The 13511-nt window shown below is 61.4% G+C and carries 12 protein-coding genes and 1 pseudogene; 9 read left to right on the top strand and 4 right to left on the bottom strand.

The genetic code is table 11. The features are described from left to right. Window positions 1–211: 211 nt before the first annotated feature. The 4 genes from ACM6I7_RS21665 to ACM6I7_RS21650 all read left to right on the top strand — a co-directional run bounded on the left by ACM6I7_RS21665 (window position 212) and on the right by ACM6I7_RS21650 (window position 2905). Window positions 212–1114 (top strand): chemotaxis protein CheV, encoded by a 903-nt coding sequence (locus tag ACM6I7_RS21665; RefSeq protein WP_027612166.1) that lies wholly within the window; start codon window positions 212–214, stop codon window positions 1112–1114. Between the two features lie 27 nt (window positions 1115–1141). Further along, complete coding sequence (locus ACM6I7_RS21660) at window positions 1142–1600, top strand: GNAT family N-acetyltransferase (protein ID WP_414889248.1); 459 nt, start codon at window positions 1142–1144, stop codon at window positions 1598–1600. A 145-nt stretch (window positions 1601–1745) separates the two neighbouring features. After that, window positions 1746–2069 carry a hypothetical protein gene (locus tag ACM6I7_RS21655; protein ID WP_115988941.1) on the top strand — a complete coding sequence of 108 codons (324 nt, stop codon included), beginning with the start codon at window positions 1746–1748 and terminating at the stop codon, window positions 2067–2069. A gap of 86 nt (window positions 2070–2155) precedes the next feature. Then, window positions 2156–2905, top strand: coding sequence for a YkgJ family cysteine cluster protein (locus ACM6I7_RS21650; RefSeq protein WP_414889247.1), 750 nt, complete (start codon window positions 2156–2158; stop codon window positions 2903–2905). Between the two features lie 140 nt (window positions 2906–3045). On the opposite strand, the gene ACM6I7_RS21645 is transcribed toward ACM6I7_RS21650, so the two are convergent. The 4 genes and pseudogenes from ACM6I7_RS21645 to ACM6I7_RS21630 form a co-directional block, all read right to left on the bottom strand. Continuing rightward, window positions 3046–4149: a methyl-accepting chemotaxis protein gene (locus tag ACM6I7_RS21645; protein WP_414889328.1), complete on the bottom strand. Its 1104-nt coding sequence runs from the start codon at window positions 4147–4149 to the stop codon at window positions 3046–3048. A gap of 204 nt (window positions 4150–4353) precedes the next feature. Further along, window positions 4354–4635 (bottom strand): annotated as a pseudogene (locus tag ACM6I7_RS21640) (PAS domain-containing protein); the annotation flags it as partial. A 149-nt stretch (window positions 4636–4784) separates the two neighbouring features. After that, a complete protein-coding gene (locus tag ACM6I7_RS21635; RefSeq protein ID WP_041071739.1) occupies window positions 4785–5024 on the bottom strand; it encodes a hypothetical protein in 240 nt (79 codons plus the stop codon). 313 nt (window positions 5025–5337) lie between these two features. Next, entirely contained in the window at window positions 5338–5700 is a 363-nt protein-coding gene (locus ACM6I7_RS21630) for a DUF6124 family protein (protein WP_414889246.1), read from the bottom strand. A gap of 971 nt (window positions 5701–6671) precedes the next feature. Here ACM6I7_RS21630 and ACM6I7_RS21625 point away from each other — a divergent pair. The 5 genes from ACM6I7_RS21625 to ACM6I7_RS21605 all read left to right on the top strand — a co-directional run bounded on the left by ACM6I7_RS21625 (window position 6672) and on the right by ACM6I7_RS21605 (window position 13478). Further along, window positions 6672–7829 carry an efflux RND transporter periplasmic adaptor subunit gene (locus ACM6I7_RS21625; protein ID WP_414889245.1) on the top strand — a complete coding sequence of 386 codons (1158 nt, stop codon included), beginning with the start codon at window positions 6672–6674 and terminating at the stop codon, window positions 7827–7829. Next, entirely contained in the window at window positions 7826–10927 is a 3102-nt protein-coding gene (locus ACM6I7_RS21620) for a multidrug efflux RND transporter permease subunit (RefSeq protein ID WP_414889244.1), read from the top strand. Before ACM6I7_RS21625 ends, ACM6I7_RS21620 begins: the two co-directional genes overlap by 4 nt. 9 nt (window positions 10928–10936) lie before the next feature. Beyond that, the gene (locus tag ACM6I7_RS21615) at window positions 10937–11614 is read left to right on the top strand and encodes a heavy metal response regulator transcription factor (RefSeq protein ID WP_007916978.1); all 678 of its coding nucleotides are present in this window, start codon (window positions 10937–10939) and stop codon (window positions 11612–11614) included. Continuing rightward, on the top strand, window positions 11604–12968 hold the full coding sequence (locus ACM6I7_RS21610) for a heavy metal sensor histidine kinase (protein ID WP_414889243.1): 1365 nt from the start codon (window positions 11604–11606) through the stop codon (window positions 12966–12968). The genes ACM6I7_RS21615 and ACM6I7_RS21610 overlap by 11 nt, the downstream gene beginning before the upstream one ends. A gap of 288 nt (window positions 12969–13256) precedes the next feature. After that, the gene (locus tag ACM6I7_RS21605; RefSeq protein ID WP_096795481.1) at window positions 13257–13478 is read left to right on the top strand and encodes a hypothetical protein; all 222 of its coding nucleotides are present in this window, start codon (window positions 13257–13259) and stop codon (window positions 13476–13478) included. The last annotated feature ends 33 nt before the right edge of the window (window positions 13479–13511 follow it).

Here is a 13511-nt window from a genome sequence, read left to right as displayed (position 1 = left end):
GCGAGGGGATTTATCCCCGATGTGCTGCGCAGCGGCACCAGGAAATGGGACTGCCGGGCAGTCCATCGGGGATAAATCCCCTCGCCACAGGTGATTCTTGCCCTACCCGATAACCGACCTAAAGCCCACCCCATTAACGCCGATAACCCGGCATCAATAGTTTCTGGCGATTTGCACCCTCGCCCATCACCTTTTTCCACAGAAGGTTTTTATGTCTTCCAACAAAGCCCGCGCAGATTCACTTTCGCTTCTGCTGTTTACCTTGCGCAGCGGCAAGCTGATGGCGATCAACCTGCTGAAAGTCAGTGAAATCATCCCCTGTCCGCCACTGACCAAAATGCCCGAGTCGCATCCGCACATCAAAGGCATCGCCACCCTGCGCGGCGCGTCGCTGTCGGTGATCGACCTCAGCCGCGCCATCGGCGAGCGACCGCTGGAGGACCCGAACGGCGGCTGCCTGATCGTCACCGACGTCAGCCGCTCCAAGCAGGGCCTGCACGTTCAGGCGGTGAGCAAAATCGTCCATTGCCTGACCACCGACATCAAGCCGCCGCCGTTCGGCTCCGGCGGCTCGCGCGCCTACATCACCGGCGTGACCTCAGTCGACGGCACACTGGTACAAGTGCTCGACATCGAGAAAGTCATTCACAGCATCGCCCCGGCGCAGATCGAGATGGCCCCGACCGACCTGAGCATGGAAGACGCCGAGGTACTGGGCAACGCACGGATTCTGGTGGTCGACGACAGCCAGGTGGCGTTGCAGCAATCGGTGCACACCCTGCGCAACCTCGGCCTGCAATGCCACACCGCGCGCAGTGCCAAGGAAGCCATCGACTGCCTGCTGGATCTGCAAGGCACCGCGCAACAGATCAACCTGATCGTCTCCGACATCGAAATGTCCGAGATGGACGGCTACGCCTTCACCCGCACCCTGCGCGAGACGCCGGACTTCGCCCACCTCTACGTGCTGCTGCACACCTCGCTCGACAGCGCGATGAACAGCGAGAAAGCGCGTCTGGCCGGGGCCAACGCGGTGCTGACCAAGTTCTCCTCGCCGGAACTGACCCAGCGCCTGATCGAAGCGGCCAAACACGTCGCCGCCAACGGTCACTGAGTCTTGGGCCAGACATACTGCTTTTTGATGAGGCGCGACCTTCGCCAAGGCGTGCCGCCGATCCACTGGCCGGAAGGCATTGAGTTGAGCACTTATCGCCCGGAACTGGCGGCGGCGGTGCATCAGTTGATGCAACTCGGCTACCGTGAGGGCGGCGGTCGGGTGCCGGCACTGGAGGAGTGGCAGCAGCGCTTCGAGAGCGATCCCGAATACGACCCGGCGCTGTGTTTCATTGCCAGCGATGCCGAAGGCGTGATCGGCGTGGCGCAATGCTGGACCAGTTCGTACATCAAGAATCTGGTGGTGCATCCGCGCGCTCAGGGCCGAGGTTTGGGTCGGGCGTTGCTGTTGAATGCATTCAAGGTGTTTCAGCAACGCCGTGAAGGGTTTGTCGATCTGAAGGTGCTGGAAGACAATCTGCGGGCGCAGCGGTTGTATGAAAGTGCCGGGATGATGGTGGTTCGCCGAGAACTTGTACCGGACTGATCGACCGTCTTCGCGAGCAAGCCCGCTCCCACGGGGGGAACGCATTACAAATTGTGGGAGCGGGCTTGCTCGCGAAGAGGCCGGCCCGGGCAACTTCTCCCCCTCAGGCATACTCAAACCTTGGCCAAACCAAGGATGCCCAACCATGAAAACCCTCACCCTAAGCCTGCTCTGCCTCACCGCCCTAGCCTCACAGGCCCACGCCTCCAGCCCCGACGCCTGGGCCGCTTACGACAAAACCGTGCTCGCCAACTGCACCAAGGCCAGCGGCCTGAAAGACGCCAAACCCGTCGGCACACCCGCGCAATTCGATGACCGCGTCGGCTACACCGCCGTGCTGCTGCAAGGCCAATACCCGCAAAAACACATGAAAGGCCAGCAAGGCACTGAGCTGTGCCTGTACAGCAAAAAGTCGAAAACCGCGTTCGTCACCGAATGGGACTCGATCCGCCCGACCGCCAAGCCCTGAGGGCTGGCGCACAACTTGCTTCGATCAGCCTCAGCCTGGCGACTTTACGTCGCCGTATCACACTCTGATTGAAGATTGATCGTGCAATGAATACGACATTTTCCTGCGTCGGTTGCGGCAAATGCTGCACCGACCACCATGTGCCCCTGACCCTCGCCGAAGCCCGCATGTGGGCGGCGGATGGCGGTCAGGTGATCGTGCTGGTGGAGGCCTTTCTCGGCAACGGCCTGGGCCTGCCGGCGCAGCAGCGTGAACACGCCGAACGGCGTTCGCTGGTGGTACGCAGCGGCACGACCGAGGCACACGTGGCCATCACCTTCGCCGCCTACAACGTCGGCCGCTGCCGGAATCTTGACGAAGACAACCTATGCCGGATTTACGAACGCCGGCCGTTGGTGTGCAGGATTTATCCGGCAGAAATCAATCCGCACATCCCGCTCAACCCAGCCGCCAAGGATTGCCCGCCAGAGTCGTGGCAGCAGGGGCCGCTGCTGATTGCCGGCGGGGAGCTGGTCGACCAGGAGCTGCTGGCGTTGATCCAGCGTTCGCGTCAGGCCGATCGCGATGACATCCGGATCAAGGATGCGATCTGCGCGGCGCTGGGGATTCGCACCACGGCGCTCAAGGGCGATGGGTTTACCGCGTATTTGCCGCAGATGGACGCTTTTGCGGCCGTGATCGATCAGGTTTCAGCACAGCCGCTGAGTGAAGCGTCCAGCGAATGGCTGTTTCATTTGTCCGGGGATGATGTGGCCGGGCAGTTGCTTGCCGCCGGGGCGCAGGTGGTGACTGAGCCGGCGCAGACGTATGCATTCATTTTGCTGCGGGCGGCTTGATCCGGATTTTGTACTGCCTGCAATGGCCCCTTCGGGAGCAAGCCCCCTCCCACAGGGTTTTGAGTTGTACACAGAATAAATGATCAACTCACAAACCTGTGGGAGGGGGCTTGCTAGCGAAGAGGCTGGCCCAGGCAACCTCAATCCCGAACCTGCCGCCGCCCCCAGAACTCCCGCGCCAGCAACCGCAAATCCCCCGCCAGCCCCGCCACGTCCTCAGAGTTACGCTGACTCTGCCGCCCCTCATCCACCGTCAATTCCGACGCCGTGCGAATGCTGACGATGTTGCGATTGATGTCCTCGCTCACCGCACTCTGCTGCTCCACCGCCGCGGCAATCTGCAGGCTCATCTCGGTGATCTGCTCGACCCGCTCACTGATCCCGTCCAGCGCCCGCGCCGCGCGCTGTGCCTGTTCGACGCTGTTATCCACATGCTCGCTGCTCTGCTGCATCACCAGCACCGCATCGCGCGCACCGTTTTGCAGGGTGCTGATCATCCGCTGAATCTCGTTGGTCGATTGCTGCGTGCGTTGCGCCAACCCGCGCACCTCATCGGCCACCACTGCAAAACCGCGCCCGGCATCACCAGCGCGCGCCGCTTCGATCGCCGCGTTGAGCGCCAGCAGATTGGTCTGCTCGGCGATGCTGCGGATCACCTCCAGTACTCCGGAAATCTCGCTGCTGTGGCCTTCGAGCTGATGAATCACCTCGGTCGCCCGCCGCAACTCCTCGGCCAGACGCAACACCGCACTGCGACTCTCGCCGACCAGCAAATGCCCTTCGCGGGTTTCTGTGCCGGCCATGTCCGCCGCCACCGACGCCTGCTGCGCATGGCTGGCAACTTGCGCGACGCTGGCGGCCATCTGATGAATCGCCGCCGCCACCTGATCGGTTTCCGCTTGCTGCGCCAACGAACTGCTGTGGCTGCTTTGCAAATGATCAACCAGTTGCGCCGCATGCCCGGCCAACTGCTGCGACGCATCACCGATGCGCCCGACCACCGCGCCGACCTGCGCTTCGAGCATCTGCAAGGCGAATTCGATCTGGCCGAACTCATCGCGGCGCCCGGTATAGATGCTCTGGCTCAACGGATTGTCCGCGACCTGCCGCGCCCGTTCGTTCAGCCGCTCCAGCGGCCGCAAGATCCAGCGCACGCCCAACGCACAAAGACTGCTGCCGACAACAAATGCCAGCCCATCGATCCATGCCGACTCCGGACGCAACCAGGCCTCGATCCCCAACACCAGGCCCAGCAACGCACTGGCCAACACCGTGATCCTGCCACGCAGACCTAAAGTGGGCAGCGGCCGCCGTCCCTTCAACTCTCCACGCAACTGCGCGTACACCCGCTCCGCCGCCGCCACCTGCCGTGCATCCGGCCGGGTGCGTACCGACTGATACTCCACCGCCACGCCGCTCTGCGTAACCGGCGTGACATACGCGCTGACCCAATAATGATCGCCATTCTTGCAACGATTCTTCACCAGCCCCATCCACGAGCGTCCGCCCTTCAGCGTCTGCCACATATGCGCAAACGCCAGCGCCGGCATGTCCGGATGGCGCAACAGGTTGTGTGGCTTGCCGAGCAATTCGTCGCGACTGTAGCCGCTGATCCTGATGAAATCGTCGTTGGCGTAAGTGATCGCGCTGGTCAGATCAGTGGTCGAAAGAATGTTCGCGTCCGGCGCCACATCGACGTTACGGCCGGTTACCGGGAGATTGATCTTCATGGAAAGCGCGCTCGTTTTATGGGAAGAGTCGGCAGGGCTGCTGACTCTAAGCGCACCAATTGGTCAAATATTGATCTGGCTCAGGATCTGAGCACTTAGCCATCACTGCGACCGAAAATCGCAGTCGATGGCTGAAGGCGGGATGAAACTCAGCGCTTGCCCATCGAGCGACGGGTGCCCGGCGGCGCCATGCCCGGGGTCTTGGTGTGGCCGTTCTTGGCGCCGTTCTTGTACCACGGCTGATTCGAACCCTTGGCGGCCGCCAATTCACCCGGTTTGAACGGGAACTTGAAAGCCGGAATCTCGGGTTTGGTTTCGCTGGCGTCAGTCAGCTCGGCCGGGACATCGCTTACGGCGTCGTCAACCGGCGGTTGGGTCGGGGAAGTCATAAAAGCTCCGCAAAGCAAAAAAGTCGGGCCCGAACAGTGAGCCGCGAAGGCGCGCAGTATACCTGCACGCCTTGCGACAGCACCTGAAGATTTGCAGCGTACGCCGAACGGTTTAGAGGTAGGTGATGGTGCAATGTTTGCCAAATTGGGAATGATCGATCCCTTTTGGGGACCGGCTGACACCAATAGCCGGCAGAGATGCGTCGCCCGCACAGACGTCTTCGCGAGCAGGCTCGCTCCCACAGGTGGACTGTGTTTCAACCTGTGGGAGCGAGCCTGCTCGCGATGAACGATGACGCGGTGCTCGGACGGATCAAGTGCGTGGATCAACCCGATCCAGCGCCCGGTTCACCGCCAGTTCGGCGAGCATGACGATCTGCTGGATCGCCAACGCCGTGCTGCGTTGCGGGCCGCCGAGTTCATTGGCGAAGTTACTGGCCATGGCACTGGCAGAGGCCAACGATTCGTAAGCGTGGGCGAGCAGGGTTTCGGTGTCGATGCCTGGGTTGACCAGAAACATTGTGCTTGGCTGTCGCGGCTGGGCGGGTTGTGGACTGAGGTAGAAATCGAGCGCGCGTTTGATGGCTTCGCGGTTTTGGGCGAGGTCTTCTGCGCGGATGGCTTCGGCGAGCGGGGTTGTGGTTTCGGGGGGTGGGTCTGGAATCAGTTTATCCATGGGTAGCTCCTACTTGTATTTGGGAGCCAGCCTTTGCCGTTTCCACACGACAAAAGGTGGCAACTGTGCGCGGGGTGGAAAACCGATAAGTAGGCAACCGGCCAGACCGAAGTCTGCCCACGCACAGCCGCCGCGACGCAGTTTGCAGACGAAAAAAGACGTCGGCAACGATTACGGTGCTGGTGCATTGTTTCTACTTGAATCGGGTTTCCACACCCGATCGCTGAATTTGCAGCGACAACCAAAGACTAGAGACCGCGCTTCCGACGGACAACCTGAAAACCTTGTGGGAAGGTTCTGGTTATTTGGCACAGAATTAAACAGCTCAACGTAATCGGCTGACTGGACAGACCTCTTCGCGAGCAAGCCCGCTCCCACCGTTGAACCGAGTACACCTGCCAGAGATTGGTCGGCTAACCAGGCCGCCATCGCTGGCAAGCCAGCTCCCACAAAAGAGCAAAAGCGAGATCAAAAGATCGCAGCCTGCGGCAGCTCCTACAGGGAAGATAAGTACAACCCGCACGCGGCGCATGCCGCCCCACTCCAGGATGAGCGCAAGCTCGGCTGCCGCTCTTGATCTTGATCTTGATCCACGGGCGACGTCGGAAGGCTGAGTGGAGGGATTGATCCGGGGGTGGGAGCGCAGCGACCGTTTGGCGAAGCCAAACACAGCGAGAGGAGGTGCAGCGAAGCAAACCGTAGGCGCTGCCCCCGGATCAATCCCGCAGCGAAGGGACCCCGAGCCCCAGCGAGCGGGCCGAACGCAGGAGCAAGCCTTTTTGGTTACTTTTTCGGCGTCTGGAAAAAGTGACCCGCCGTAAGGGCGGAACCGTAATCAGCCACACCCGCAGAAACGGATATACACCCCGGCGAAACTGACAGCGCTGACAGCTAGCCGTCACCCTCCTGACCCCCAAACAAGTTTATAAATACCCAACCTGCCCAAACTCCAGCCCTTGGCGCCCCATTTCATGCGAATCAAGAAAAACCAAGCCCTGCTAGCCCTAGTGATCGCCCTGGCCGCCGCAGGCGCATGGTGGGCAATGAAACCCGCCCCGACCAAACTGGCCACCCCAACCGCCATCCCGGTCCGCGTCGTCACCGTCAGCGAAAAAGACGTCCCCCGCTACACCACCGGCATCGGCTCCGTACTCTCATTACACAGCGTCGTAGTACGCCCACAAATAGACGGCATCCTCACCAAAATCCTCGTCAAGGAAGGCCAACTCGTCAAAGCCGGCGACCTGCTCGCCACCATCGACGACCGCTCGATCCGCGCCAGCCTCGACCAGGCCCGCGCGCAACTGGGCGAAAGCCAGGCGCAATTGCAGGTTGCCCTGGTCAACCTCAAACGCTACAAACTGCTCACCGTCGACGACGGAATCTCGAAACAGACCTACGACCAGCAACAAGCACTGGTCAACCAACTCAAAGCCACCGCCCAAGGCAACCAGGCCTCGATCGACGCGGCGCAGGTACAACTTTCTTACACGCAGATCCGCTCCCCGGTCACCGGCCGCGTCGGTATTCGTACAGTCGATGAAGGCAACTTCCTGCGCATGACCGACACCGCCGGCCTGTTCACCGTGACCCAGATCGACCCGATCGCCGTGGAATTCTCGCTGCCACAGCAAATGCTGCCGACCCTGCAGGGCCTGATCAACGATCCGCAGCACGCACAGGTCAAGGCTTACATCGGCGCCGACACCGACGGTGAAACCGGCAACCTGCTCGGCGAAGGTCACCTGACCCTGATCGACAACCAGATCAACGCCAACACCGGCACCATCCGCGCCAAGGCCGAATTCGACAATGCCAGCCAAAAGCTCTGGCCGGGCCTGCTGGTGACGGTAAAAATTCAGACGGCACTGGATAAGAATGCGCTGGTGGTGCCGCCTACCGTCGTACAGCGCGGTCTCGACCAACACTTCGTTTACCGCGTGAATGGCGACAAAGTCGAAGCCGTACAAGTGCAGATGGTCTATCAGGGCAGCGGGCAGGACATCATCAAAGGCGTGAAAACCGGTGACGTGCTGGTGACCGACGGCCAGTCGCGGCTCAAACCCGGCTCGACCGTGCAGGTCATGAGTGAACCGCCACAGGTGGTGCAAGCGGAGCCGAAACCATGAAGGCGCACAAAGGCGTCTCCACCTGGTGCATCGATCACCCGGTCGCGACGATTCTGTTGACCATCGCTTTGGTGCTGGTCGGCGTGATTGCCTTCCCGCGCCTGCCGATTGCGCCACTGCCGGAAGCGGAATTTCCGACAATTCAGGTCTCGGCGCAGTTGCCCGGCGCCAGCCCCGACACCATGGCTTCGTCCGTGGCCACGCCGTTGGAGGTGCAATTCAGCGCCATCCCCGGCATGACGCAGATGACCTCCAGCAGTGCGCTCGGCTCCAGTCTGCTGACCCTTCAATTCACCTTAGACAAGAGCATCGACACCGCCGCTCAGGAAGTACAAGCGGCGATCAACACCGCCGCCGGCAAACTGCCCAAGGACATGCCGACGCTGCCAACGTGGAAGAAGGTCAACCCGGCCGACAGCCCGGTGCTGATCCTCAGCGTCAGCTCGACGCAAATGCCCGGCACCGAACTCAGCGACCTAGTGGAAACCCTGCTCTCGCGTCAGATCAGTCAGATCGACGGCGTAGGCCAGATCAACATCACCGGTCAGCAACGTCCGGCGATCCGCGTGCAAGCCTCGGCCGACAAACTGGCGGCGATCGGCCTGACCCTGGCCGACATTCGTCTGGCGATCCAGCAGACCAGCCTCAACCTCGCCAAAGGTGCGTTGTACGGCGAATCGAGCATCTCGACGCTGTCGACCAACGACCAGTTGTTCAAACCCGAGGACTACAGCCAACTCATCGTTTCCTACAAGGACGGCGCCCCGGTTCACCTGCGGGATGTCGCCAAAGTCGTCAACGGTTCGGAAGATGCCTACGTGCAAGCCTGGGCCGGTGATCAACCCGGGGTGAACCTGGTGATCTCGCGCCAGCCCGGCGCGAACATCGTCGAAACCGTCGACCGCATTCAAGCCGCCCTGCCCGGCCTCGAAGCCATGCTCCCGGCCTCGGTGCAGGTAAAAACCCTGATCGACCGCACCCAGACCATTCGCGCCTCGCTGCATGAAGTCGAGATCACCCTGTTGATCGCGATCCTGCTGGTGGTGGCGGTGATGGCGCTGTTCCTGCGGCAGTTGTCGGCGACGATGATTGTGTCGGCGGTGCTCGGTGTATCGCTGACCGCCAGTTTCGCCCTGATGTACCTGCTGGGATTCAGCCTGAACAACCTGACGCTGGTGGCGATCGTCGTCGCGGTCGGGTTTGTCGTGGACGATGCGATTGTGGTGGTGGAGAACATCCACCGGCATCTGGAGGCCGGCGACAGCATGCGCGAGGCGGCGATCAAAGGTGCCGGCGAGATCGGCTTCACCGTGGTTTCGATCAGTTTCTCACTGGTGGCGGCGTTCATTCCGCTGCTGTTCATGGGCGGCGTGGTCGGGCGGCTGTTCAAGGAATTCGCCCTGACGGCGACCTCGACCATTTTGATTTCGGTAGTGGTGTCGCTGACCCTTGCGCCGACGCTGGCAGCGCTGTTCATGCGCAAACCGGTGCATCACGCCCACGACAAACCGGGCTTCAGTGAACGCTTGCTCGGCTGGTACGAAAAAGGTCTGCGCCGCGCCCTCGCCCACCAGAAACTGATGATCGGCGTGTTCGGCCTGTCGCTGGCACTGGCGATTGCCGGTTACATCTTTATCCCCAAGGGTTTCTTCCCGGTGCAGGACACCGGGTTTGTCCTCGGCACCACCGAAGCCGCTGCGGATATTTCCTACGGCGACATGGTGAAAAAACACTTGGCCATGGCCGAAATCGTCGCCGCCGATCCGGCCGTTCAGGCGTTCTCGCACTCGGTCGGTGTGTCCGGCAGCAACCAGACCATCGCCAACGGCCGCTTCTGGATTGCCCTGAAAAAACGCGGCGACCGCGACGTCTCGGCCAGCCAGTTCATCGACCGCATTCGTCCGCAACTGATGAAAGTCCCGGGCATCGTCCTGTACCTGCGCGCCGGCCAGGACATCAACCTCAGCTCCGGCCCGAGTCGCGCGCAGTACCAATACGTGCTCAAGAGCAACGACGGCGCGACCCTCGCCACCTGGACCCAGCGTCTGACGGAAAAACTGCGCAGCAACCCGGCGTTCCGCGACATTTCCAACGACCTGCAACTGGGCGGCAGCATCACCCACATCAGCATCGACCGCAGCGCCGCCGCGCGTTTCGGCCTGACTGCCAGTGACGTGGACGAGGCGCTGTACGACGCCTTCGGTCAGCGCCAGATCAACGAGTTCCAGACCCAGGTCAACCAGTACAACGTGATTCTCGAGCTGGACACCAAGCAACGCGGCAAAGCCGAAAGCCTCAACTATTTCTACCTGCGCTCGCCGCTGAGTGGCGAGATGGTGCCGCTGTCGGCGCTGGCCAAATTCGATGCGCCGACCATCGGCCCGCTGTCGATTGCCCATGACGGCATGTTCCCGGCCGCCAACCTGTCGTTCAACCTCGCGCCCGGCGTGGCGTTGGGTGATGCGGTAATTCTGCTCAATCAGGCCAAGGCCGAGATCGGCATGCCGACCGCGATCAGCGGCAATTTCCAGGGCGCGGCGCAGGCGTTCCAGAGTTCGCTGGCCAGTCAGCCGTGGCTGATTCTCGCGGCGCTGGTGGCGGTGTACATCATTCTCGGCGTGCTCTATGAGAGCTTCGTGCATCCGCTGACAATCATCTCGACCCTGCCGGCGGCCGGTCTCGGGGCGGTGATCATGCTGTGGATCTGCGGTCAGGATTTTTCGATCATGGCGTTGATCGGGCTGGTGTTGCTGATCGGTATCGTCAAGAAGAACGGCATCCTGATGATCGACTTTGCCCTGGAAGCCCAGCGTCATCGCGGACTGGCACCGCAGGATGCGATTTTCGAAGCGTGCCTGACGCGGTTCCGGCCGATCATCATGACCACCCTCGCCGCCCTGCTCGGCGCGTTGCCGCTGATGCTCGGTTACGGCACCGGCGCGGAACTGCGCCAGCCGCTGGGGATCGCGGTGGTGGGCGGCTTGCTGGTCAGCCAGATGCTGACGCTGTTTACCACGCCGGTCATATACTTGTGGCTTGAGCGGCTTTTCCACAGGCCCAAACCAATGTCCACGACGGCACTGGCGACCACAGACTGAGGCAGGGTCATGCGCGTTCTGATTATCGAAGACGAGGAAAAAACCGCGGATTATCTGCACCGCGGTCTGACGGAACAGGGTTACACCGTGGACCTGGCCCGCGACGGCGTCGAAGGCCTGCACCTGGCGCTGGAGAGCGACTATGCGGTAATCGTCCTCGACGTCATGCTGCCGGGCCTGGATGGCTTCGGCGTGCTGCGCGCATTGCGTGCACGCAAGCAGACCCCGGTGATCATGCTCACCGCCCGCGAGCGCGTCGAAGACCGCATCAAGGGCCTGCGTGACGGCGCCGACGATTACCTCGGCAAACCGTTTTCCTTTCTGGAACTGGTGGCCCGCCTGCAGGCGCTGACCCGGCGCAGCGGTGGCCATGAACCGGTGCAAGTGAGCATCGCCGACCTGTGGATCGATCTGATCAGCCGCAAGGCCACCCGCGCCGGCACCCGGCTGGATCTGACCGCGAAAGAGTTCTCGCTGCTCAGTGTTCTGGCGCGCCGGCAAGGTGAAATCCTCTCGAAAACCGCGATTGCCGAGATGGTCTGGGACATCAATTTCGACAGCGACGCGAATGTCGTCGAAGTCGCAATCAAGCGTCTGCGCGCCAAGCTCGACGGGCCGTTCGACGAGAAATTGCTGCACACCATTCGTGGCATGGGTTATGTGCTGGAGAGCCGTGGTGTCCAGTAATTCCATCGCCCTGCGTTTGAGCGGGATGTTTACGCTGGTGGCGCTGCTGGTGTTTCTGTTGATCGGCGGCGCGCTGTATCAGCAGGTCGACAAAGGCCTGGGGCTGCTGCCGGAAGCCGAGCTGGATGCGCGTTACAGCGTGCTCGAATCGGCCCTCAATCGTTATGGCACACCCGAGCATTGGGTGAAGATCAACGCCAAGCTCAAGCTGCTCGGCGAGGAAGACAAGCGCATTCGTTTCTGGGTAGTCAGCGGCGATCCCGGTTACGAGTACGGCGCGCCGGACGCGCAAATCCGCGCCTTCGCCAAAGGCCCGACGGGCATGCATGACCTGCAGTTGCCCGAGCATCCTTATCCGCTGAAAGTGCTGCTGACCGAGTTGCCCGCCAAGGATCAACGCCCGCCGCTGCGCTTCATGATCGGCATCGATACCGAGACCTTTCATGAGACTCAACACAACCTGCTGATCGCCTTGGTCAGCCTGGCCATTGTCGGCGTGCTGCTGGCCTCGGCGCTGGGTTACTGGGTGGCGCGGATCGGTCTCAAGCCGCTGATCAAACTGTCTCAGGAAGCCCAGCGCCTGGCACCGCCACTACGGGCCGGACGCCTGCGCATGTCACCGTTGCCACCGGAGCTGGAGCAGTTTGTCGACTCGTTCAACTCAACCCTGGAGCGGGTCGAACAGGCCTATTCGCGCCTGGAATCGTTCAACGCCGACGTCGCCCATGAACTGCGCTCGCCACTGACCAACCTGATCGGCCAGACCCAGGTCGCGCTGACCCGCGGGCGCTCCGCCGAGCATTACTTCGAAGTGCTGCAATCGAACCTCGAAGAGCTGGAACGCCTGCGTTCGATCATCAACGACATGCTGTTTCTGGCCAGCGCCGACCAGGGCAGCAAGGCCACCAAACTGACCGAGACTTCTTTGGCCGATGAAGTCGCGACCACGCTGGAGTACCTGGATTTCATCCTCGAAGATGCGCAAGTGCAGGTGCACGTCAGTGGCGATGCGCAGGTGCGGATCGAGATCGCGCATCTGCGCCGGGCACTGATCAATCTGCTGAGCAACGCCGTGCAGCACACCGAGCCGGGCCAGGTGATCGAGGTGCGGATCGAGGTTGAAGACCATCAGGTCAGCATTGGTGTGGCCAACCCGGGATCGCCGATTGCCAGCGAGCACTTGCCGCGCTTGTTCGAGCGCTTTTATCGGGTGGATGCATCACGCAGCAACAGTGGCAATAACCATGGGTTGGGGCTGGCGATCGTCAAGGCGATTGCGCTGATGCATGGTGGGGATGTGTTTGTGCGCAGTGATCGGGGGATGAATACTTTCGGCATCCACCTCCCCGTTTAATTGCTGATTAAAGTCCCCTGTGGCGAGGGGATTCATCCCCGATGGGCTGCGAAGCAGCCCTCAATCCTTTGTACTGGTTGTGTCAGGAAGATCGCGATTGCTGATTTTGGGGTCGCTTCGCAGCCCATCGGGGATGAATCCCCTCGCCACAGGGAATGGAGTCAACCCGCGGTTGATCTTTGCTTGTGCTGTAACAGTCATTTATGAAAATCACGCTGTTTCCCAACGCCCGGCAACCTTATCTTTGCCCGCACCAAACAGCACTTGCCAAGCAAGAAGGTTTTCAAGATGTCCAACAGTATGGGTATTGCCAGCGCTTTCGTTTTGTCCTCATTGATCCTGTCGCCGATGGCGATGGCTGAAGAATCGCAAGCGTTCGTAGCGCAGAATGCCGCTCGCGCTCACGCCTTCGAACAGTATCAGGCAGAAGTGATGGCCAAGTCGCAGGATGCCTCGCAAGCCCCTCAAGCCGCCACTTCCCAGGCTCAAGCGGCCGAGAAAGACAGCTGAGTCGCGCACCGCGAAACATTTCCCTCGACGCGG

This window comes from Pseudomonas sp. IT-93MI4 (genome assembly GCF_949767635.1).
GTDB lineage: Bacteria > Pseudomonadota > Gammaproteobacteria > Pseudomonadales > Pseudomonadaceae > Aquipseudomonas > Aquipseudomonas putida_A.
This window is presented reverse-complemented; position numbering and strand designations above follow the sequence as displayed.